20 protein-coding genes are annotated in these 22237 nt (G+C 64.1%); 16 read left to right on the top strand and 4 right to left on the bottom strand.

Translation table 11 applies throughout. The annotated features are described in order from the left end of the window. From R2770_14725 to R2770_14710, 4 genes are read left to right on the top strand one after another with little or no spacing between them, the layout of a single operon-like run. The gene (locus tag R2770_14725) at positions 1–1533 is read left to right on the top strand and encodes an ABC transporter permease subunit (protein MEZ5281712.1); all 1533 of its coding nucleotides are present in this window, start codon (positions 1–3) and stop codon (positions 1531–1533) included. Position 1534: 1 nt separating this feature from the next. Beyond that, positions 1535–3565: an amino acid ABC transporter permease gene (locus R2770_14720; GenBank protein MEZ5281711.1), complete on the top strand. Its 2031-nt coding sequence runs from the start codon at positions 1535–1537 to the stop codon at positions 3563–3565. Between the two features lie 34 nt (positions 3566–3599). Beyond that, positions 3600–4364, top strand: a complete 765-nt coding sequence (locus R2770_14715; GenBank protein MEZ5281710.1) for an amino acid ABC transporter ATP-binding protein — start codon at positions 3600–3602, stop codon at positions 4362–4364. Between the two features lie 19 nt (positions 4365–4383). After that, positions 4384–4680 carry a hypothetical protein gene (locus R2770_14710; protein MEZ5281709.1) on the top strand — a complete coding sequence of 99 codons (297 nt, stop codon included), beginning with the start codon at positions 4384–4386 and terminating at the stop codon, positions 4678–4680. A gap of 207 nt (positions 4681–4887) precedes the next feature. Here R2770_14710 and R2770_14705 read toward each other — a convergent pair whose 3' ends face one another. After that, complete coding sequence (locus R2770_14705; protein ID MEZ5281708.1) at positions 4888–5130, bottom strand: hypothetical protein; 243 nt, start codon at positions 5128–5130, stop codon at positions 4888–4890. Between the two features lie 183 nt (positions 5131–5313). Then, complete coding sequence (gene ettA, locus R2770_14700; GenBank protein MEZ5281707.1) at positions 5314–6987, bottom strand: energy-dependent translational throttle protein EttA; 1674 nt, start codon at positions 6985–6987, stop codon at positions 5314–5316. Between the two features lie 86 nt (positions 6988–7073). Between ettA and R2770_14695 the strand changes: the two genes are divergently transcribed. Then, a complete protein-coding gene (locus R2770_14695; GenBank protein ID MEZ5281706.1) occupies positions 7074–10796 on the top strand; it encodes a multifunctional oxoglutarate decarboxylase/oxoglutarate dehydrogenase thiamine pyrophosphate-binding subunit/dihydrolipoyllysine-residue succinyltransferase subunit in 3723 nt (1240 codons plus the stop codon). 26 nt (positions 10797–10822) lie between these two features. On the opposite strand, the gene R2770_14690 is transcribed toward R2770_14695, so the two are convergent. Next, positions 10823–11470, bottom strand: a complete 648-nt coding sequence (locus R2770_14690) for an HAD-IA family hydrolase (protein MEZ5281705.1) — start codon at positions 11468–11470, stop codon at positions 10823–10825. A gap of 28 nt (positions 11471–11498) precedes the next feature. Here R2770_14690 and R2770_14685 point away from each other — a divergent pair, with 28 nt between their 5' ends. The 3 genes from R2770_14685 to R2770_14675 are packed head-to-tail and all read left to right on the top strand — an operon-like array spanning position 11499 to position 13564. Continuing rightward, a complete protein-coding gene (locus R2770_14685) occupies positions 11499–12752 on the top strand; it encodes a histone H1-like repetitive region-containing protein (GenBank protein ID MEZ5281704.1) in 1254 nt (417 codons plus the stop codon). Between the two features lie 40 nt (positions 12753–12792). Further along, complete coding sequence (locus R2770_14680) at positions 12793–13428, top strand: exodeoxyribonuclease III (GenBank protein ID MEZ5281703.1); 636 nt, start codon at positions 12793–12795, stop codon at positions 13426–13428. 4 nt (positions 13429–13432) lie between these two features. Beyond that, positions 13433–13564: a hypothetical protein gene (locus tag R2770_14675; GenBank protein MEZ5281702.1), complete on the top strand. Its 132-nt coding sequence runs from the start codon at positions 13433–13435 to the stop codon at positions 13562–13564. A gap of 45 nt (positions 13565–13609) precedes the next feature. Here R2770_14675 and R2770_14670 read toward each other — a convergent pair whose 3' ends face one another. Continuing rightward, the gene (locus R2770_14670) at positions 13610–15463 is read right to left on the bottom strand and encodes an ATP-dependent DNA helicase UvrD2 (GenBank protein MEZ5281701.1); all 1854 of its coding nucleotides are present in this window, start codon (positions 15461–15463) and stop codon (positions 13610–13612) included. A gap of 24 nt (positions 15464–15487) precedes the next feature. Here R2770_14670 and R2770_14665 point away from each other — a divergent pair, with 24 nt between their 5' ends. The 8 genes from R2770_14665 to R2770_14630 all read left to right on the top strand — a co-directional run bounded on the left by R2770_14665 (position 15488) and on the right by R2770_14630 (position 22200). After that, positions 15488–15829 carry a metallopeptidase family protein gene (locus R2770_14665; GenBank protein MEZ5281700.1) on the top strand — a complete coding sequence of 114 codons (342 nt, stop codon included), beginning with the start codon at positions 15488–15490 and terminating at the stop codon, positions 15827–15829. Between the two features lie 183 nt (positions 15830–16012). After that, on the top strand, positions 16013–17971 hold the full coding sequence (locus R2770_14660; protein ID MEZ5281699.1) for a multicopper oxidase domain-containing protein: 1959 nt from the start codon (positions 16013–16015) through the stop codon (positions 17969–17971). 37 nt (positions 17972–18008) lie between these two features. Next, on the top strand, positions 18009–18620 hold the full coding sequence (locus R2770_14655; protein ID MEZ5281698.1) for a PH domain-containing protein: 612 nt from the start codon (positions 18009–18011) through the stop codon (positions 18618–18620). 25 nt (positions 18621–18645) lie between these two features. Next, on the top strand, positions 18646–19518 hold the full coding sequence (locus R2770_14650) for an alpha/beta hydrolase (GenBank protein MEZ5281697.1): 873 nt from the start codon (positions 18646–18648) through the stop codon (positions 19516–19518). A 39-nt stretch (positions 19519–19557) separates the two neighbouring features. After that, a complete protein-coding gene (locus R2770_14645) occupies positions 19558–20685 on the top strand; it encodes a CaiB/BaiF CoA-transferase family protein (protein ID MEZ5281696.1) in 1128 nt (375 codons plus the stop codon). Then, entirely contained in the window at positions 20685–21497 is an 813-nt protein-coding gene (locus tag R2770_14640) for a PIG-L family deacetylase (protein ID MEZ5281695.1), read from the top strand. Before R2770_14645 ends, R2770_14640 begins: the two co-directional genes overlap by 1 nt. Beyond that, the gene (locus tag R2770_14635) at positions 21494–21847 is read left to right on the top strand and encodes a hypothetical protein (GenBank protein ID MEZ5281694.1); all 354 of its coding nucleotides are present in this window, start codon (positions 21494–21496) and stop codon (positions 21845–21847) included. The genes R2770_14640 and R2770_14635 overlap by 4 nt, the downstream gene beginning before the upstream one ends. Then, positions 21844–22200 (top strand): hypothetical protein, encoded by a 357-nt coding sequence (locus R2770_14630; GenBank protein ID MEZ5281693.1) that lies wholly within the window; start codon positions 21844–21846, stop codon positions 22198–22200. Before R2770_14635 ends, R2770_14630 begins: the two co-directional genes overlap by 4 nt. Positions 22201–22237: the final 37 nt, after the last annotated feature.

Raw genomic sequence — 22237 nt, 5'->3', positions numbered from 1 at the left:
TTGACAGCAACAGCGGGCGGATCGCTGGCCACTTCCCAGCAGAACAAGCCGCCGTTCTATCGCGACGCCACGGTGGTCAAGTGGCTTGTACAGCTGGCGACCTTGGTGGCAGTCCTGGCCACCATGTGGTTCCTCGTCAAGGTCGCGGGTGACAACCTCGACCGATCCGGTGTCGAGGTCGACTTCGACTTCTTGGGCGTCGACCCCGGTATCAAGCTCTCCGAGGGCATCGACACCGACCCCAGCACGGGTGGCAGGGCGCTTTGGGTCGGAATGGTCAACACCATTCGAATGGCCGCGGCCGGCATTCTCTTGGCGACCATCTTGGGTGTGTTCGTCGGCCTGGCCCGCCTCTCCAGCAACTGGATCCTCAACAAGCTGGGCAGCATCTACATCGAGACCATCCGCAACATCCCCCTGCTGGTCCAGATCCTCTTGATCTTCGCCGCCCTCACCAGCCTCGAAGGCGTTGTGACGGATCAGGGTCCGTGGAATGGATGGGTCCATCTGTCCAACAAGGGCCTCGCCGTGCCTCGCGTGTTCGCCTCCGACGGCTTCTATCAGTGGTTCGTTTTTATCCTCATCGGCGCAGCCGTTGGCGAATTCGTACGCCGCAAGCAGGTGGCAAAACGCGACGCCACCGGCGACGACACCTATCCCGTGTTGTCATTCCTGGGCGTCGTGGCGGTATTCGGCGCCATCGGGTGGTTCGCTCATCCGGTCTTCTCGTGGCTCGATGGTCCCCTCGACTTGATCGGCGACACCATCGATGGGGTTCCCCAGGTGGTCATGCAGCTCGTGTTGTCCGGTGGGGCGGTTGCCGCATCGGTCCTGTGGATCAGGCGCTTCCTCGACAGCCGCCGAACACCGGCGGGCCTGGCCAAGCTGACCGACGACGACTACTTCCGAATGATCTTCGCCGGCGTCGGATCACTTGTGGTCATCGCTGTGGTGTGGGTTCTGTGGCCAGGGCTCAGCAGTTGGATGCTCAACTCGAGCCGCGACTTCTTCCACATGCTCGCCGACAAGTTCGTCGACCGATCGGGCAAGCCCATCGACGCGATGCGCCCCGACATCGTCCAGACCGGCAACTTCCCCAACTACGGCACCAACGGCCTCAACTTCTCGACCGGCTTTGCAGCGGTGTTCTTCGGGGTGGTGTTGTACACGGCGGCCTTCGTAGCCGAGATCGTGCGCGGTGGCATTCTGGCGGTGCCAAAGGGCCAGACCGAGGCCGCCGGGGCGTTGGGCCTCAAGAGATCGACAGCGCTGCGCCGGGTCATCTTGCCCCAGGCATTCCGCATCGTCCTGCCGCCGCTTGGCAACCAGTACCTGAACCTCACCAAGAACACCTCACTGGCGATTGCGGTGGGCTACAGCGACCTGGTGCAGGTAGGCCAGACCATCTACAACCAAACGGGCAAGACCTTGTCGGTCGTGGCCATCTGGATGGCGTTCTATCTGGCCTGTTCGTTGACCATCTCGCTGGTGGTGAACTTCTTCAACGTCCGCCTCAAGATCGTGGAGCGCTGAGATGTCAGACTCTGGTTCCTACATCGATGCGTCTCGCGATCTTGCGTTCATGGGCGCCAACAAGCCAGGCGACGAAGCCTTCGAACCCGGCGACGAGGTCGACATCCACAACCTGCCGCCCGAGCAACCCAGCCTCAGCCCGCAGGAATGGTTGAAAAAGAACCTGTTCTCGTCATGGGGCAACAGTCTCATCACCATCTTGTTCCTGCCCTTGGTGCTGCCCGTTGGTTGGCTGATCAGCTGGGTGCCCTACCTGGGTTCGATCTACCCGGACCGTGGCTTGCTGGGCGTGCTGCTCGACTTCGTGTTCAGCGAAGAGCGGGACTGGAACGCTGTTCGCACCAACCTGCGGCTGCTGTTCACCCAGGCATACCCAGACTCTGACTTCATCAGGGTGTGGATCGTCGTGGGCCTGGCGGTGGTGCTGGCAGGTCTCAGCGCCGGCCTGTGGCAGAACTGGGGCGGGGTTTCGCTCAAGCGCATCTCGATCTGGCTGATGTCGACCGGGTCGATAGTGGTTCTGGGTGTGGTGTCGCGCGAGCCCAGCGTCGTGACCGACGCCGACGGTGGCCGCACCATCGACGAGGCCACAGGCGAGTTCGTCCGCGAGTCGTTCGCCGATGCGATGGCCGACCGGGTGGTCTGGTGGATCATCGGCTTGGTCCTCGTCGGTGCCGGGCTGGGTTTGTGGTACGGCCTGGGCGACAAGAAGCGCAGAAGCACGTTCGTGCCCGTCACCGCCGTCGTCTTCGGCCTGCTCGGAGCAATCGTCGCCAGCACTTGGGTCGTTCGCTATGGCCACTACGCCTTCGCCGACGGCGAGTTCATCGCCGAGCCCGGCCGCACGGTCGCTCGATCGACGAAGCTCCCCTGGACCGTCATGTGGGTCTTGTTGGTCGCCTCGTACTTCGTCGGCAAATACATCAGGCACTCGCCGCTTGTCAGCGCAACAAAGGGCATCGTCAACCTGCTGTGGTTGCTGACGCCCTTCATCGGATTCTGGGTGGTGCTGCGCAGCCCCGTCATCGACTGGGGGCGTGTCGCCAGCGTCGATGCTCCCATGTTCCTGGCCTTTGCGGTTGCGGGCGCAGTCGTGCTGTTCGGGCTCAGCGCAACGGGCATCGGTGAGGTCGGCCGATTGGCGGCCATCGCCTTGTTGGTCGTGGCGTTGGGTACCTGGGCAGTGGGCGGCCTCGGCTGGTTCTCGATGTTGCAGAAGGCCCGCATCAGCTTCTTGGTGTTGGCCTTGTTCGCGCTGGCGGCTTCGGCCTTCTCCGGCGACCAGACCCAGCGACGCAAGTTCGTCGCCGCCTGGGTGTTGGCGATGTTCCTGGTGCACTTCTTCGCGACGGTCATCAACTCGCCCTCGGCCATCAAGACGCCGACGGGCCAGTTCCTCGGTGGGTTCAGCATCACCGTGTTCGTAGCGGTGATGACCGTGATGTTCTCGTTCCCGCTGGGTGTATTGCTGGCACTGGCCAGAACGTCGTCGATGCCCATCTTCAGGGTTTTGGCCACGGCCTACATCGAGACGATCCGGGGTGTTCCCCTCATCACCATCCTGATCTTCTTCTCGATCATGCTGAACCTGTTCTTGCCGGGTGGCATGAGCATCAGCGAATTGGCGGCCGTCACGGTGGGCTACACGATGTTCTCGGCGGCCTATCTGGCCGAGAACGTTCGAGGTGGCCTACAGGCGATCAGACGCGGCCAGTACGAGGCATCTGACGCCTTGGGTCTGACCACCGTGCAGCGCACCGGATTCATCGTGTTGCCCCAGGCGCTTCGGGTGTCGATTCCGCCGCTGGTGGGTCAGGTGATCGCCACTTTCAAGGAGACGTCGCTGCTGTACATCATCGGCGTGTTCGACTTCTTGTTCATGGCCAACAAGACCATTCCGGCCCAGACCGAGTTCCTCGGTGTGCGCCGAGAGGGTCTGCTGTTTGTTTCGGTCGTGTACTGGGTCGTCGCGTTCGCCATGTCCAAGTACAGCCAGCGACTCGAGAAGCGGTTGGGAGTAGGCGAACGATGAACGGATTCTCGATCTCTAGTCAGGAGACCCGGCGATGACGCAACCACTGAGTGCACAACCAGAGCTCAGGCCCGACATGATCGTCTGTGAAGGCGTCGACAAGTGGTACGGCGATTTCCAGGCGCTGAAAGGCGTGTCGGCGACCATCGCCGAGCAGGAGGTCGTGGTGGTGCTGGGCCCGTCGGGCTCTGGCAAGTCGACATGGATTCGCTGCATCAACCGCCTCGAGGCGCATCAGGGCGGCCGCATCGTCGTCGATGGTGTCGAACTGACCAACGACCTGCGAAACATCGAGAAGATCCGCTCCGAAGTGGGCATGGTCTTTCAGCAGTTCAACCTGTTCCCTCACCTGACGGTGCTCGACAACATCACGCTGGCCCCGCGGTGGGTTCGCAAGCAGCCCAGGGGCGAGGCCGAGCGCAAGGCGATGGAGCTGCTGGAGAGGGTGGGTATCCCCGAGCAGGCGGCCAAGTTCCCGGGCCAGCTCTCGGGTGGCCAGCAGCAGCGTGTGGCGATTGCCCGGGCCCTGGCCATGGAGCCTCGCGTCATGCTGTTCGACGAGCCGACGTCAGCCCTCGACCCCGAGATGATCAAAGAGGTGCTCGACGTCATGAAGGAACTTGCTCGCTCGGGTATGACGATGATCGTCGTGACCCACGAGATGGGTTTCGCCCGTGAGGTCGCGGATCGCATCATCTTCATGGAGAGTGGCGAGGTGGTCGAGGTCGGCACACCCGAGCACTTCTTCACCAACCCGACCGAGGATCGCACCAAGCTGTTCTTGTCGCAGATCCTTTGAGCCCTGCTGGGGGAGCCAGATGAACTCGACCGAACCACCAGAGGTACCCGATCGCCGGACAGCGTTCGACGACGCCTTCGATGAGGCTTTCAGCCACCTGGCACAGTGTCGGATCGCCTACGAGGAAAGCCCTCGAGATGCCACCCTCGTCGACGCCTTGGCGCAGGCGCGCGACCAGCTAGAACAGGCGCGCCGGGCCATGGACGCCGAGCGTCAGAGACTGGGGCTGTCGCCGAGGCGGCTTCCCCCGAGCCCGGTTGTCAAGATCGAGGGCCTAGCCATGCACTTGTGGCAGAGCATCCAACAAGAGGGCTGAACCAGGTCTACCGACCTCGACCACCCTTCCCCGAAGTGTCTGTCCCCAGCGCCCGCCCAGGGGCGCCCTACGGGGACACTTCGGTCGTTCCTGCCACCCGATTCCGAAGTGTCCCGTCCTGGCGCCCTCATAGGGGCGCTAGGGACAGACACTTCGTTGGGTGGGGTGCCGGTGCGAGGGTGGGGTGGTGGTTTGGGTCGGAGGGTTTCAGTCCTGGGGTGGCTCGCCGAAAGGGGCACCGGCCTTGTCGTAGCACTCTTGGTGAAAGTGCTCGACGCGATCCCACTTGCCCTTGACGTAGACGTTGCAGATCACCTGGTACGCACGCACCTTCGCTCGGAACTTGATCAGTTCGTCGCACTCAGAGCAGTACGCGGAATTTCCAGCGTCGATGGTGCGCAGAACCGCGCGGCTCGTCCACTTTTTCGATGCCTGTTGCTTGGCTGCCATGTCACTCCGTAGTTCGTGCCCCGCCAGAGACCGTCGACCTGAAGTCGAGGGTGAAACCTAGTTCGCGTGCTCACGCAAGTGGTGATACTCGCGCGAGCCGCGCGAGAAATTCGCGGGTCGCGCGAAATCCCTGGTCAGGGCCCGTTTTGCGCGCCATCAGTGAAATTTCAGGGCTGTAGTTCGTTAGTGCTTGAGCGGCTTGTACTTGATCCGCATGGGCTGGTCGACGTCGATGCCGAGCTCGCGCTTGCGGAACTCTTCGTACTGGCTGAAGTTGCCCTCGAACCATCGCACCTGCGAGTCGCCCTCGAACGCCAGCACGTGGGTGGCGATGCGGTCGAGGAACCAGCGGTCGTGGCTGGTCACGATGGCGCAGCCCGGGTAGGCAAGCAGGGCCTCTTCGAGGGCTCGCAGGGTGTCGACGTCGAGGTCGTTGGTGGGCTCGTCGAGCAGCAGGACGTTTCCACCGCTCTTCAACACCTTGGCCAGGTGAACACGGTTGCGCTCGCCGCCCGACAGGTCGCCCACCCGCTTTTGTTGATCGGGGCCCTTGAAGTTGAACGAGGCGACATAGGAGCGGCTGTGCATCTCGCGGGTGCCGAGCACGATGGTGTCGTGGCCGCCGGTGATTTCGTCGTAGACGGTGGCGTCGGGCTCGAGTGCGTCACGAGACTGATCGACATAGGCCAAGTCGACCGTCTGGCCAACCGTTATCGAACCCGAATCGGGCTGTTCGGAGCCCGTGATCATGCGAAACAGCGTGGTCTTGCCCGCGCCGTTGGGGCCGATGACGCCGACGATGCCTGCCGGGGGCAGGTTGAACGAGAGGTCCTCGATCAGCAGCTTGTCTTCGAAGCCCTTGGAGATGTTGTCGGCCACGATGACCACATCGCCCAGACGCCGGTTGGCAGGGATGACCATCTCGAGCTTCGACTGCTGGTCCTTCATCTCCTTGGACTTGGCAACCAGCTCGTCGTAGGCCTGCAGGCGGGCCTTGTTCTTGGCCTGGCGCCCCTTGGGGTTCATCCGCACCCAGTCGAGCTCTTGGGCCAGAGTGCGCTGCATGGCCGACTCTTGCTTTTCCTTCAGCTCGAGGCGCTTGCGCTTTTGTTCGAGCCAGCCCGAATAGTTGCCCTCGTACGGGAAGGTCTTGCCGTGATCGACCTCGAGGATCCAGCCAGCGACGTTGTCGAGGAAGTAGCGGTCGTGGGTGACCGCGATGACACACCCGCTGTAGTCCTTAAGAAAGCGCTCGAGCCAGCCGACCGACTCGGCGTCGAGGTGGTTGGTGGGCTCGTCGAGCAACAGCAGATCGGGGTGTGACAGCAGCAGCCGGCACAGGGCGACCCGGCGCTTCTCGCCGCCCGAAAGGGTGGTGACGTCGGCGTCGCTCGGCGGAACACGGAGTGCGTCCATGGCGATCTCGACCTTGCGGTCGATGTTCCAGGCGTCGGCCGCTTCGATCTTGGCTTCGAGCTCGTGCTGCTCTTCGCCGATCTTCTCGTAGTCGGCGTCGGGGTCGGCCCACTCGGCCATGACCTCGTTGTAGCGATCGATGAGGCCCTTGACGGCCGCAACACCGTCCATGACGTTGCCCAGAACGTCCTTGGAGGTGTCGAGCTGGGGTTCCTGCTCGAGATAGCCGACAGTGAAGCCGGGCGTCAGCCTGGCCTCGCCTGTGTAGCCGTCGTCGATGCCGGCCATGATGCGAAGCAGCGACGACTTACCGGAGCCGTTGTGGCCGATTACGCCGATCTTGGCGCCGGGGTAGAACGCCAGCGTCACGTCACGCAGTACCTCGCGATCGGGCGGGTAGAAGCGATTCACGTTGCGCATCGTGAAGATGAATTCGCTCACGGCGTCCTCCTGGATTCGAGCCAATCTGCCAAGTTATCGGCCGGGCACCCCTAAACCGGGCGGCAAGCGTCGCTACCATCGGCGTCGTGAATGACGAGTCGTCGCAATTGGGCCCCAACTCGTGGTTGGTCGACGAGATGTACGAGACCTACCGCGCCAACCCCGCCGCAGTGGACGCGCGCTGGCGCGAGTACTTCGAGAATGGGGCACCGGCCGCGCCCGCAGAGATAGGGCCGGGTGGGTCCAACGGCTCGCACCCCGCCAGCACCCCCAGCGGCAACGGGTTCGACGAGGCGTTGGCCGGCACTTCGGCTTGGCCCGAACCGCTGGGCTCGCCCAAGCCCGACACCCCCGAGCCCGCGCCTGCTGCCGCAGCCCCGCCACCCGCCGCCGCGCCTGAACCAAAGACAACAGCCAAGGCCGAGCCCGCGGCGCAAAGCGACGAAAGCGACACAACCCCCCAGGGCCCCACGATCGAGCCGTTGCGTGGAGTTGCGGCCCGCATCGTCACCAACATGGAAGCCAGCCTCGAGGTGCCCACGGCCACTTCGTACAGGCAGGTTCCCGCCAAGCTGCTCGAGGTCAACCGCAAGATCATCAACGGACATCTGGGCCGCACGGGTCAGGGCAAGGTCTCGTTCACCCACCTCATTGCCTATGCGCTGGTCGAGGCGACAAATGCCGTACCCGCAATGCGCAACACCTTCGACCGAGACGGCGACGACAAGCCCGTCGTCGTGCGCCACGAGGACATCGGTCTGGGTTTGGCGGTCGATGTCGAGAAGAGCGATGGTTCGCGCACACTGATGGTGCCGTGCATCAAGAAGGCGAACACCCTCGATTTCAAGACCTTCGTCGACGTCTACGACGACCTCGTCGACCGCACCCTCAAGGGCAAGATCCAGGTCGAAGACTTCACCGGCACGACGATCTCGCTGACCAACGTCGGCGGCATCGGCACACTGCAGTCGGTGCCCAGGCTGATGCCGGGCCAGACCTCGATAATCGGCGTCGGGGCCATCGACTACCCGGCCGAATTCTCGGGTTCTGACCCAACCACCCTGGCCGACGTGGGTGTCTCGAAGGTCATCACCATCTCGAACACCTACGACCACCGGATTGTGCAGGGTGCTGAATCTGGTCAGTTCCTGGCCCGCATGCATCAGCTGCTTCTGGGTGCCGACGACTTCTACGAACGCATCTTCGAGTCGCTTGGCGTGCCCTACTCGGCGGTCAAGTGGCGCCGCGACGTCAACCCTCACCGGTCGATCTCGCCGATGCTCGAAAAGCAGATGCAGGTGCGCAAGCTGGTGCAGATGTACAGGGTGCGCGGTCACCTGATCGCCGACCTCGACCCCCTGGCCTTGCAAGATCGGCCCATGCCGGCCGAGCTCGACCCGGCCACCTACGGCCTCACCATCTGGGATCTGGATCGCGAGTTCCTGAGCGATGACCTGGGCGGCGCCGACTGGATGACTCTGGGCGACATCCTCGGCGTGCTTAGAGACGCCTATTGCCGCACCATCGGTGTCGAGTACATGCACATCCAGGACGCCGAGGAAAAGGAGTGGATCCAGGCTCGGGTCGAGGCCCACAAGGAGCCCTTCACCGAAGCCGACCAGAGGCATCTGCTGTTTCGCCTGAGCCAGGCCGAGGCGTTCGAGACCTTCCTCGGCCGCCGGTATGTGGGCCACAAGCGGTTCGGCATCGAGGGCGCCGAGTCTGCGATTCCGATCATCGACGCCATCATCGAGTCGGCCGCAGACGCCGGGCTGGCACATGTAGTCATGGGCATGGCCCATCGCGGCCGTCTCAACGTGCTGGCCAACATCATGGGCAAGTCCTACGAGGAGATCTTCCGCCAGTTCGAGGGCTACGTCAGCCCAGACACCATCCAGGGCCAGGGCGACGTCAAGTACCACCTGGGCGCCGAGACGATGTTCACCGCCCGGTCTGGTACGGAGATCCCGGTGACTCTGGCGGCCAACCCGAGTCACCTCGAAGCCGTAGACCCGGTTGTGGTGGGTATGGCCCGGGCCATCCAAGATGGTCTCGAGCCGCATGGTTCTTTCGGCTCTCTGCCGCTGTTGATCCACGGCGACGCCGCTTTTGCCGGTCAGGGTGTGGTGGCCGAGACCCTCAACACGTCTCGCATCCCGGGCTTTCGCGTCGGGGGCACCATCCACCTGGTGATCAACAACCAGGTCGGCTACACGACCTCACCCGAGCAGTCGAGGTCGGGTACCTATGCCACCGAGGTGGCCAAGATGGTGCAGGCGCCGATCTTCCATGTGAACGGCGACGACCCCGAGGCCGTGGTGCGGGTGGCGCGGTGGGCTTTCGAGTATCGCCAGGCGTGGAACAAAGACGTCGTCATCGACATGGTCTGCTATCGCAGGCAGGGCCACAACGAGGGCGACGAGCCGTCGTACACCCAGCCGCTGATGTACAAGCGCATCGACCAGCACCCCGGTGTGCGCCAGCGCTACACCGAGACGCTCATGCGACGCGGCGACATCACCGCCGAGCAAGCCGAGTCCGAACTGGAGCAGTTCTCCGACTGGCTGCAGGTGGTGCTAGACACCACGCGCGCGTCGGCGCCGGCCGAACCGGCACGGTCGATACGCCCCACGGCATATGTCGCCGACTTCGAGTACCTCGACACCGGCGTAGACCGCAGCACGCTCGACAAGATCCACGACGCGCTCGACAGTTACCCCGAGGGGTTCACGCCTCATCCCAAGCTGGCACGCCAATTCGCCACGCGGCGAAAGATGTACGAGTCTGGCGAGGTCGACTGGGGCCTGGCCGAGACGTTGGCCTATGGGTCCTTGCTGCTCGAGCGGGTACCGATCCGCATCACCGGGCAAGACACCAGGCGAGGCACTTTCGCCCATCGCCACGCGGTGCTGGTCGACAACCTGAACGAGTCAGAGTTCACGCCCCTGGCGAGCCTGTCGGACGAGCAGGCACCGTTCTGGATCTACGACTCGATGTTGTCTGAATACGCAGCGCTGGGCTTCGAATACGGCTACTCGCTGATAAACCGGGCCGGCCTGGTCGCATGGGAAGCTCAGTTCGGCGACTTCGTCAACGGAGCCCAGATCATCATCGACCAGTTCCTGGCAGCCGCCGAGGACAAGTGGAACCAAAAGAGCGGCCTGGTGATGCTGCTGCCACACGGTTATGAGGGCCAGGGGCCAGAGCACAGTTCGGCCCGCATCGAGCGGTTCTTGATCTTGTGTGCCGAGGGCAACATGACCATCGCCAACGCCACCACGTCTGCGCAGTTCTTCCATTTGTTGAGGCGCCAGATCAAGCGCTTCAACGAGCGTCCCCTGGTGGTGTTCACGCCCAAGTCCCTGTTGAGGGCCAAGGCGGCACGGTCCCCGATCAGCGAGTTGGTCAGGGGAGGCTGGCAGCCGGTGCTTGACGATCCGGGGGTTACAGACCCCGACTCGGTCCGCAAGGTCGTGTTGTGTTCAGGCAAGGTTGCCTATGACGCCATGGCCCATCGCGACGCCACCGGAACGCCGATAGCTGTGGTTCGCATCGAGCAGCTCTATCCGTGGCCTGCCGAACAGCTCAGCGAGATCATGGCGCTGTACCCCAATGCCGAAACCGTGATCTGGCTACAGGAAGAGCCCGCCAACATGGGGCCATGGTCCTATGTCAGGGGCAGGGCCGACGAGGGCGCGCTGCCGGTGCGCGACCTGGTGTTGGTCGGGCGCCCCGAGTCGGGAAGCCCTGCCTGTGGGTCGCTGGGTGTGCATCAGCACGAGTTCGAACAGCTGATGGCCGAGCTGTAGACGCCCAGCCTGGCGCAACGAACGCGTCAGACCAGCGTCAAACCGAGTTTTGCGCCCAAAGCCGCAAGAGCCTCGTCTGGGTCGGTGACCTTGATGGCGAACATCCCCAACTGGTGCGCTGCCTTGCAGTTGATGCCCAGATCGTCGAGGTACACCGCCTGGGCGGGCTCTATGCCCATTTCCTGACAGGCCATCAGGTAGATCTCGGGACTGGGTTTGCGAACGCCCACCTTCGACGACTCGATCACGACTTCGAACCGGGCCAGCGCCGCGTCCATGGCCGAGGCTGCGTCGGAGTCGCGGGCCATGCCAGCGCCTTCGCCGAACGAGGCGTTGTTGGTGATGGCGCCTATGCGGACTCCGGCCTCGACCAACAGGTCGAGTGCCCGCACCATCTTGGGGCGCACCGTGCCCGTAATCGCCTTCAGTACCTCTCGGCCGTCGACTTCGAGCCCCAGAGCGCGGCCCTCGGCGTCGAACAGGGCGACGAACTCGTCGGGCCCAACCTCGCTTCGTTCCAGCTTCGCCCAGGCGTTGGAGTCGGGGTTGGTGGAGTTGATCTTGCGAATCGAGTCGGGCGGCAGACCCGCCCGCGCTTCGTATTCGTTGAAGCGCTCGAATGGGCTGGTGGTGATGACGCCACCGAGATCGAACAGTACGGCCGTTCTGGTCATGGCGTTCGAAGGTACTCTGGGGGCACACATGGTCACACATCTGGTAGTCGACGGATCGAACATCGCAACCGAAGGGCGCAAGACCCCCTCGCTCGAGCAGCTCGAGGAGGCGGTCCAGGAGTTCCTGGCCGAGCGGCCTCACGATCATGTCATCGTCATCGTCGACGCCACCTTTCCCAACCGCATCGACAAGTCCGAGTTCGCCCGTTACGAGAAGCTCATCGATGCCGGCTGGATGCTGACCCCACCCGCGGGTGTCATCGGGCGGGGCGACGCCTTCATCCTGCAGGTGGCCATAAAGGCCAACGCCACCGTGTTGTCGAACGACTCGTTCCAGGAGTTCCACGGCGACCACGACTGGTTGTTCGAAGACGACCGCTTGGTCGGCGGAAAGCCGGTGCCGGGTGTCGGGTGGGTGTTCGTCGATCGGGCGCCGGTGCGCGGAGCTACCAGCCGCCGCGCCGTGCGAGACGCCAAGCGCAAAGAGACTCCAGAGCCTGCCGCAAGCACAAAAGCACAGGCGACCCCCGAACCAGACAAGGGCAACGACGCCGACGGCGAGAAGGCACCTGCGCAATCCAAGACGGTCCGCGGTGAGCGCGCCAGCGACAAACCGATCCTCAACGACGCAACCGCGTTCGTGACCTTCGTCGCCAATTATCTGCCTGGTTCGAAGGTGCGCGCGGTGGTCGAGTCGTTCTCGTCTCACGGCGCCTACGTCAAGGCGGGCAACGCCACTTGCTACGTGCCCCTGCGCCTGATGGGCGACCCGGCGCCGCGCAGCGCTCGCGAGGTGTTGACCGTCGGCGACGAGGTCGAGTTCACGGTGCACGCGACCGACCCGGCCCACAACGCGATCGACCTGGCCTTGGTGCCTGACGAAACCACACCTCCGCCACCCAAGAAGGCCACCCGCAAGACGGCCGCTCGCAAGTCGCCCTCGCGCACGACCGCGAAGAAAGCCGCGTCGACGTCCGAGGAATCCGAGCCTGCAGCCGCGAAGAAGACGGCAGCCAGGAAGACCACCGCCGCGAAGAAGACGGCGGCCAAGAAAACCACGGCCAAGAAGGCAGCCACCAAGAAGACGGCTGCGAAGAAAACCACAGCCAAGAAGAGCACCGCCAAGAAGGCCGCAGCCAAGAAGGCCACAGGTACCCAGGCTGCCGCCAGCGACGGAACAGCCGCCAAGGCCCCGGCCAAGAAGGCCGCAGGGTCGACCACCCGCAAGCGCACCGTGCGGCCCGCGGCGGCCAAGGCCGACGAGCCGAAGGCCGACCAATAGCGGCGAGCCGGCTGGCCTCAACCACCTTTAGGCTCGGGGCATGCGCCTGGCCACATGGAACGTCAACTCGCTGAACGCTCGCATGGATCGTGTCGACGAATGGCTCGACTATGCATCCCCCGACATCTTGTGCATGCAGGAAACCAAGATGTCGGACGACCAGTTTCCGCACGACCACTTTGCCCAGTTCGGCTACCAGTCGGTCCACGTGGGAGAGGGCCAGTGGAACGGTGTGGCGATCCTGTCTCGTGTGGGAATCGACCAGGTGCACACCAACTTTGCGCCTGGCATAGAACCCGATGGCGAGGCCCGGTTGGTTTCGGCGACCTGTGGCGGCGTGAAGGTGACGTCTGTTTACGTCCCGAACGGACGCGCTGTCGACGACGATCACTACGTGTACAAGCTGGGATGGCTCGATCGCCTGGCAGACCACGTCGACTCGATCGCATCGCCCGACGAGATGGTGGTGGTGGCCGGCGACTTCAACATCGCGCCCCAGGACATCGACGTCTGGGACGTCGCCAAGACGTCGGGCGGCACCCATGTGACCGACGCAGAGCGCCAGCGTCTGACAGCCCTGGGCGAGTGGGGTCTGGCCGACGTGTTCCGCGCCCACCACAGCGATGCGGGCCTTTTCAGCTGGTGGGACTATCGGGGAGGCGTTCCACAAGCGTGAGGGCATGCGCATCGACCTTGCCCTGTGCAGCCGAAGTGTGGTCGACGCCTCGACGTTTGTGGTCATCGACCGCAACGCCCGCAAGGGCAAGCAACCCTCCGACCACGCACCGGTGCTGGTCGACTTCGACGCCTGAGCCCGCAGATCGGATCTCTCGGCGCAAAATAGCGAGCTCGTGGGTCTAGCTGCGGTGGATGGCAGCCAGGATTGCCACGTGGTCTCGGCGCAGGCGTATGGGCGACAACCCCGAGGCTTCGCACAGTTCGTCCAAATCGGCCGGCGCTCGTCGTGCGATCTGAACCATGGCTTCATCGCGAAGCAGAGCCTCCGGGTCGATCCGCCTGGCCCTGGCCGTGGTGTCGCGCCACGTCTGCAGGCGCTCGAGCCGACGGCGGGTGGCGCCATCGGTGCTGGCCATGGTGGCGGCGCGGGCCGAAGCCAGGAAGCTTCGGCGCTGGTCTTCGGTGGGCGGCACCGGCGGCGGAGCCTGGGTGCTGATCGAACCGAGCCACCTGGACGGATATCGCTCGTGGGCCACGCCTTGAACCGTGCGGCTTCGACACCACGACAGGTGCAGGCTCCGTTCGGCGCGGGTGACAGCCACGTATGCCAGCCTGCGCTCCTCGGCCGAGTCGTTCATGGGTACGAGACCCTCCTCGGTGCCGACGATGGTGACGTGAGGCCACTCGAGCCCCTTGGCAGCGTGGAACGTCACCAGGTCGACCACGTCGTGGTCGACCCCGACGTCGCCGGCGCGCAACGTGGTCAACCAGGCCGCGAACCCCGAACCGTGAGGCTGGTCGTTGCCGCTGACGTACTCGCGAGCCAACTCCAGCACGGGCGAGACGACGTCTGCGTCGTCGGACCCGATGTGTTCGGTCTCGAGGTCGATCAGCCGCACGGCAAAGGAAGGCCCTGAAGACTTCAGCTCGTCGACGATGGCCGTAGCAGCAGGGTCTTGTGACAACCCGCCGCGTCCCCTGATCCGATGGGGGATACCTGCAGCCGAGAAGGCTGAGGCCACCAAGTCGAGCTGGGCGTTGGTGCGGGCCAACACGGCATGATCGGACCATCTCCCAACAGTGCTGTGAGCCCACCGGATGCGTTCGACGGTCGAGCGCGCCTCGGCTTCTGGATCGGAGTGGTCGCTGGTGGTGGGTGAGGCGCCCGCCTGGCGCCTGACCACCACATCGCGCTCGCCCAGCACCGCGTGGGCTGCGGCGATGATTGGGGCCGCCGAGCGATGGTTGGTGCTGAGTGCCACGGTGGTGGCGTTGGGAAACCAGCGCTCGAAGTCGGTCAGATACGCAGCGTCGGCACCGTTCCACTCGTAGATCGCCTGGTCTGGGTCGCCGACCACGCAGAGATCGTCTCGGTCGCCCAGCCAGGCACGCAACAGCTCGAATTGGGTGTGGTTGACGTCTTGGAACTCGTCGACGAAGAAGTGCCTGAACCGCCACCGCTGAGCATCGGCGAATGCCTGGTCGGTGGTCAACATGTGGGTGCATTCGGCCAAGATGTCGTCGAAGTCGAGCAGGTTCTGGCGACGCTTGTGTTCGTTGTAGCGCCGGGCGAGGTCGGCTTCGACGCGGTTTCGTGGCTCGGTACCCGCCGAGATGGTCGCTTCGACGGCTACGGCGGCGCGGGCCTGGGTTGGATTGTCGGCCAGCGATCGCAGCAGAGCCACCCGGCTGCCGATGATCCGGGGCACCGCCTTGCCCCTATCCAGCCGGCGCTGGCGCACCTGTTGCAGCGCAACGGCATGGAATGTGCCCACCGGGCCCAGGTCGCGAACTCCGGCGGCGGCCAGGCGCTGCCTCAACTCGTTGGCGGCGCGTCGGGTGAAGGTCAGCGTCATCGCCCGGCGCGGGTCGATCTCGTCGGCAGCCCGGCGGGCGATGCGCGCCGTCAGAACCCTCGTCTTGCCCGAACCTGGCCCGGCCAGTATGCGCAACGTCGTGGCGGGTTGGTCGACGGCTATGCGCTGCGAGTCGTCGAGCCTGGCCAACAGATCGTCGATGCCCGGCTCGCCCATGGCCCAGACGCTACCGTCCCCTCCATGGAGCTGATCGGCTTCCAACGCTTCGAAGAACTCGTCGGTGAGGCACTGGACCTGCTGCCAGACGAATTGTTCGACGCGATGGACAATGTCGCGTTTGTCGTGATCGATGGGGACGACCCCGACCTTCTGGGTTTGTACGACGGCGTACCGCTGACCGAACGGGGCATGGACTACAGCGCCGTGATGCCCGACCGCATCTCCATCTTTCGCAACACCATCTGCGCCATCTGCGAGACCGAGGACGAGGTGATCGAAGAGGTCAGGGTGACGGTCCTGCACGAGATCGCTCACCACTTCGGAATCGACGACGACCGCCTGGACGAGTTGGGCTGGGCCTGACGACCTCTTGTCGGCGACCACTCAGAGTGAAATACTACTCTCCGTAGTCATTTAGGGTGGCGGCAGTACAAGGATGTCACCAGGGGCGTCAACGTGCGTCCGAGGGTCGTCTCCAGCCCAACAACAAGAGGTCGGACGATGGCGCTTTCGCGTAGACAATTTCTTGGTGGTTCCGCAGCTGCCTTGGCGGCATACGCGCTGCGGTCGGGGGTTCATCTCGACGCAGCTGCAGCTGTCGAAGCCGGGGCTCGGCTCAGCGACCCTGCCAGGCAGCCGATGTTCGTGGAACGCGCGCCGAATGCGTTGGACCCAAGCTTCGTGCTGCAAGACTTCGTCGAGAACGGCTGGGACAGTTGGCGTAACTACCGCCTGAAGGCCGCTCCCGCGCTCCACAAGACCGGGCTCATCGACCCGGCAACGGGAACCAAGCTGACTACCCCGATCTGGGGATACGGGGTCCATGAACCCTCGTGGCCAGGACCGACCATCCAGGTGAGGCGCGACGGCGGCGTCACCCGAGTCCAGTGGAAGAACCGGCTCGGCAAACAGCACCTCTTGCCCGTGGACGAGAACCTGCACTGGTGTTATGCCCTGCACGGATACCACGACCGCACCATCGAACGCGATGGCGTGCCGATGATCACCCATCTACACGGCGGCAAGTCCGACTATCAGTTCGATGGCAACCCAGAGTTCTTCTATAGCCATCGCAACAAGGTGGTGGGTCCACAGTGGGCGGGTGTCGACGGCGGGTTCACCGACACATTCGAGTACGACAACGACGTTGCGGCCGGCTCTCTCTGGTACCACGACCACGCCCTCGGAATCACACGGCTGAACGTCTATGCCGGGTTGGCCGGCTTCTACTTCGTTCGGGACGACATCGACACCGGCGGGCATGACAACCCGGTCGGGCTGCCGGCATTCCCCTACGAGATGGCCTACTGCATCCAGGACCGCATGTTCACCAAGACGGGCGAACTGTTCTTCCCGTCGTTCCCGGGTGAGCCCTTCTACGACGATTTCATCACGGGCGAGGGTGCCGACCTGCCCGAGGACCTGTTCCCCAACGGTGGGCCGACAGCCCTCGCCGAGTTCTTCGGCGATCACATCGTGGTTAACGGCAAGCTCTGGCCGAGAAAGAACGTCGAACGGCGTCACTATCGGCTGCGTCTTCTGAACGGCTGCGATTCGCGCTTCATGGTGTTGCAGTTCGTCGCAGTGGCCAGGGGTGCAACCGACCTCGACAGTGCAAGCGCACCTTTGCCCTTCTGGGTAGTCGGAAGCGACCAGGGTCTGGGCACGCCCAGGCAGGTCGAGTCTCTGGTGTTCGAACCGGGTGGTCGGTACGACGTGGTGATCGACTTCTCGCAGGTTCCCAAGGGCACCCGGGTCATCATGAAGAACGCAGGCGGGGATGCTCCATTCGGGGGAGCGTTCGGCGACGCTCTCGATGTCGATGACCTGTTCCCCGACCGGCGAACCGACAGGGTGATGGCCTTCGACGTCGTCAAGAGGACCAACACATCGGTCCCCGACCGTTTCGACCCGACCGCCATCGGTGGCTACGGCGGTGTGCGCGGCATCGCAAAGCGACGCAGGGTGGCCTTGTTCGAGGGCAAGGACGAGTTCGGCCGTCTGCAGCCGCTGCTTGGCACCGTCGACGACAACCTGTGGGGGCGCGGCGTAGCCACCCCCTTCACCTGGTCGCATCCCACGACCGAGAATCCCGCTGTAGGCGACACCGAGATCTGGGAGATCTACAACTTCACCGCCGACGCCCACCCGGTGCACCTGCACCAGGTGAACTTCGAGGTGCTCGACAGGCGCGACTTCGAATACGAAGTCACGGGCATGGTCGATGTAGTGCAACACAACGGTGCGGTGGGCAAGTCGCCCGAGGTGTCGAACATCCGCAAGCTGCCGCGGACACAGGTGGGGCCCGAGTACTACGAGGCTGCGCCGAAGGACATGGTGACGGCCCTGCCTGGCGATCCCGACGGTTCACCACGCACCGGACAGATGGTGAGGGTCAAGGCCAAGTTCGAGAAGCCGGGGCGCTACGTGTGGCACTGCCACATCCTCTCCCATGAGGATCACGAGATGATGAGAGTGCTTCACGTCGGGCCCCTCGATCGCTGAAGAAGTGGGGCCCTCGGCTCGCGTAGTCTTCTGAGCTATGGCGTTTCCCGATGACTACCTGAACGAGCGTGAGGAACTGATCCTCAACCTCAAACCGCACTGGTGGGTGTTTTCTCAGTCGGTTGCGTTGCTGGTCGCGGCCCTCGCCGCCGCTGTTGTCCTGAACGTCATCGACGTCGCATACGTCGGGTGGCTGGGCTGGGCTCTGCTGCTGGCAGCCATCATCAACCTGGGCGTGGTGTACACGAAGTGGGCGCAGACCTTCTTCGTGTTGTCCAGCGAACGCCTCATCTTCAGGACGGGTGTGCTGACCAAGCGCGGTGTCGAGTTGCCCGTCGGCCGAATCGACAACATCAACTTTCGCCAGTCGCTGTTCGAGCGAATGATCGGCGCCGGCGATCTTCTGATCGAATCAGCCGGTGAAAGCGGTCAGTCGCGGTTCTCGAACGTGCGCAAACCAGACGCCATCCAAAACGAGATCTACCGCCAGATCGACCGGCAGAACGATCGGGGCTACGGTGCTGCACCGCAGGCACCGACCGACGATGTCGCAGCAAAGATCAAGCAACTCGACGAGCTTCGTCGTCAGGGGCTGGTCAGCGACGAGGAGTTCGAGGCCAAGCGGCGCGATCTGCTCGATCGCATGTAGGCCAGACGACCACGGAGACCCTCGGGTGCGCACCACCAACGGCGACTACGAAATCGAGTTCGAGACCTTCGGCCGCCGAGGCGACCCGACGCTGTTGCTGGTGAACGGGCTCGGCAGCCAGATGATCGCCTATCGCGACGCCCTCTGTCTGGGGTTTGCGACGGCCGGTTTTCATGTGGTGCGCTACGACAACCGCGACGTCGGTCTCAGCACGAAGACCCCAACTCCGCCGCCGTCGATTTCCCAGGTTGCAGAGGCCCTGGCCGCAGGCGAGCCCGCCCCGGTTGCCTATTCGGTAGCCGATATGGCTGCCGACGGCATGGCTGTCCTCGACGCCCTCGAGGTCGAGTCGGCTCACGTGTGGGGCATGTCGATGGGTGGGATGATCGTGCAGACCATGGGCTACGCCTTCCCAGAGCGCGTCAGGTCGATCACGTCTGTGATGTCGACAACGGGCAACCGTGAGGTCGGCCGCTCGACACCCGAGGCGCTGGCGGCATTGACCGAACCAGCGCCCACCGAGCGCAGCGCATACATCGAGGACGACCTGCTCCGCAGGCGGATCTGGGCCAGCGACGACTACGACGAGGACGAGGCCCGCCAGTACGTCGCCGCTCAATACGACCGTTGTTTCCACCCCGACGGCACAGCTCACCAGTACACGTCGGTCATGGCCGACGGTGACCGCACGGCCCGGCTGGCCGCCATCACAGCGCCCACCCTCGTCATCCATGGCTCGAAGGACACCCTCATCGACATGTCGGGTGGTGTGGCCACAGCCGAAGCCATCGATGGTGCCGAGCTTGTTATCTACGACGGCATGGGCCACGATCTTCCGCAGTCGCTGTGGGACAGCTACATCGACCAAGCACGTCGGCTGGCCCAGCGAGCCGGCTGAGCAGGTTTCGAGTCTCGCCTACTGATTCAGGAGAACACAATGGGTCCGCTTTCGGGTGTACGGGTCGTCGAACTGCAGGGCATCGGCCCAGGCCCGTTCTGCGGGATGATGCTGGCCGACATGGGCGCGGAGGTGATCCGTGTCGACCGTTCGGCCAACGCCGGCGTCTCTCGTGGCATCGATGTCTTGGCGCGCGGTCGGCGCTCGATAGCCGTCGACCTGAAGAACCCCGAGGGAGTCGAGACGGTTCTGGAGCTGATCGACTCCGCAGACGCCCTCATCGAGGGGTTCAGGCCCGGGGTGATGGAGCGCCTGGGGCTTGGCCCCGACGTGTGCCTGAGCCGTAACCCGAAGCTGGTCTATGGGCGCATGACGGGTTGGGGTCAGGACGGGCCATATGCCTCGGCGGCCGGTCACGACATCAACTACATCGCTCTGGGTGGTGCGCTCGGCTCCATCGGCCGCGCCGGCGAAGCACCCGTGCCACCACTGAACCTGGTGGGCGACTTCGGCGGCGGGGGAATGTTGCTGGCCTTCGGAATCGCCTGTGGCATCGTCAGCGCTCGCTCTACAGGGCAGGGCCAGGTGGTCGACGCGGCGATGGTCGACGGCACCGCGACGCTGATGTCGATGTTCTTCTCGATGAAGGCCATGGGTATCTGGGGCGAGCGGGGCACCAACATGCTCGATACCGGAGCGCCGTTCTATGACGTGTACGAATGCGCCGACGGCGAGTATGTGTCGATCGGGTCGATCGAGCCCCAGTTCTACGCACAGCTGATGGAGCTGTCCGGACTGGGCCAGATGGATCTGCCCGCCCAGATGTCGCGCGGCGACTGGCCCGACATGAAGCACAAGTTCGCCGAGGTGTTTCGCACCAAGACCCGCGACGAATGGTGCGAGATCATGGAGCACACCGATGTTTGTTTTGCTCCGGTCCTCTCGCTCGACGAGGCCACGGCACATCCACACAACGTCGAACGTCAGACCTTCATCGAGGTCGACGGTGTAGTGCAGGCGGCACCGTCGCCGCGGTTCTCGGTGACCACTCCTGAGGTCAAGGGGCCCGCCGCGGTTCCGGGTGCCGACACCGACGCTGTGCTCGCCGAACTCGGCAAGTCAGACGATCAGATCGCCGCGTTGCGACAGTCGGGCGCCGTCGCCTGATGGCGACCATCGTCTTCTTTCACGCCCATCCAGACGACGAGGCCATCGCCACCGGCGGCACGATGTTGCTGGCCAGTCGAGCCGGCCACCGAGTGATACTGGTGGTCGCCACACGAGGCGAGGTCGGCGAGGTGGCCGAAGGCTTCCTCGAGCCCGGCGAGACGCTGGGTGCCCGGCGCAGCCTCGAGACACAGACCGCCGCTTCGATACTGGGCGTTCATCGCGTTGAGTTCCTCGGATACGAAGACTCGGGGATGATAGGCGAGCCCACCAACGACAATCCGGCGTGCTTCTGGCAGGCCGACGTCGATACCGCCGCCGGCCGCTTGGCAGAACTGTTGGCCGACGAGACCGTCGACGTGCTGAGCTGCTACGACGACCACGGCGGCTACGGCCACCCCGACCACATCATGGTCCACAGGGTCGGCCATCGTTTTGCCGAGCTCGCAGGCGTGGCGAGGGTGTACGAGTCGACCATCAACCGCACCCAACTACGCGAGCAGATGGCCGCGGCCGCAGCCGAGCGGCCTGAGATGGTCGACGAGATCGGCGAGGTCGGCGACGACTTCGGATCTCCCGACGAGATAATCACCACAGCGGTCGACGTCGTGGCGGTAATCGATGCCAAGCGCAAGGCGATGGCCGCCCACGCCAGCCAGATCGGCGAAGATTCGTTCTTCCTAGCCATGGATCCCGAAGTGTTCGCCAGGGCATTTGGAACCGAGTGGTACATCCGAACCGATCTGGCGCCCGCGGGGCGCGAGGATTGGATCATCGACGAACCAGCACCCGCTCAGGAGCCGACCAGGTGAGCTTGTCTCCAGACACTCCAGATCTGCCCGCATCGCTGATGCCCCTGTACGACGAGGCGATGGCTGTGGCCGATGCGTCACCTGCCAGCGCCTCGGCACTGTTGCGCCTGCTGCTGCGGGCGCTGATCAAGTCGGCGGGTCGGGGCGGGCGAGATCTGCGCGCCGACCTGGAGGCGCTGGTCGCCGGCGGTGCCGACGTGGGCATATTGCGAGCGCTCGATGCTGCCGGTCTTTCCGAGACCCATTCACGACGCCCCGGCGAGATTCAGCTCACCGATGGACATTCCGATGTGCGAAACCTGTCGGTGCTGGTGGCCGTCGTGGTGCGGGCCACAGGGGGCGGTCGGTGATAACGCTGCACCTGGTAGTCGCCTGGTGCGCTGTCATCGGCACCGGTATTGCCGGGGCCTGGGCGCTGCTCGCCAACTTCGTACCCGCTGTTCGGGGCAAGCCGATGTGGTGGTTCATGGCCCTGGCCCAGGGGTTGATGATCGTGCAGGTGGTACTGGGCGTGATCTTGTTGGCAGGCCTCGACTACGAAGCGCACGAACGCCACGTGTTCTATGGCTTCTTGACCTTCATCGCCATCGGAATCATCTACGCCTACCGCCAGCAGATGGAGCACAAGCTCTTCCTGCTGTACGGGCTGGGCACCCTCTTCGTGATGGGGTTGGGCATCCGCGCCATGTCGTTCGCCCTGTGAAGCGTCCTGTCTCGGCGCCCCGGTAGGGGCGCCAGAG

Source organism: Acidimicrobiales bacterium (assembly GCA_041394185.1).
In the GTDB taxonomy this organism is placed as follows: domain Bacteria; phylum Actinomycetota; class Acidimicrobiia; order Acidimicrobiales; family Poriferisodalaceae; genus JAAETH01.
Note: the sequence above shows the minus strand (reverse complement) of the source record. Positions and strands in the feature narration are given on the sequence as shown.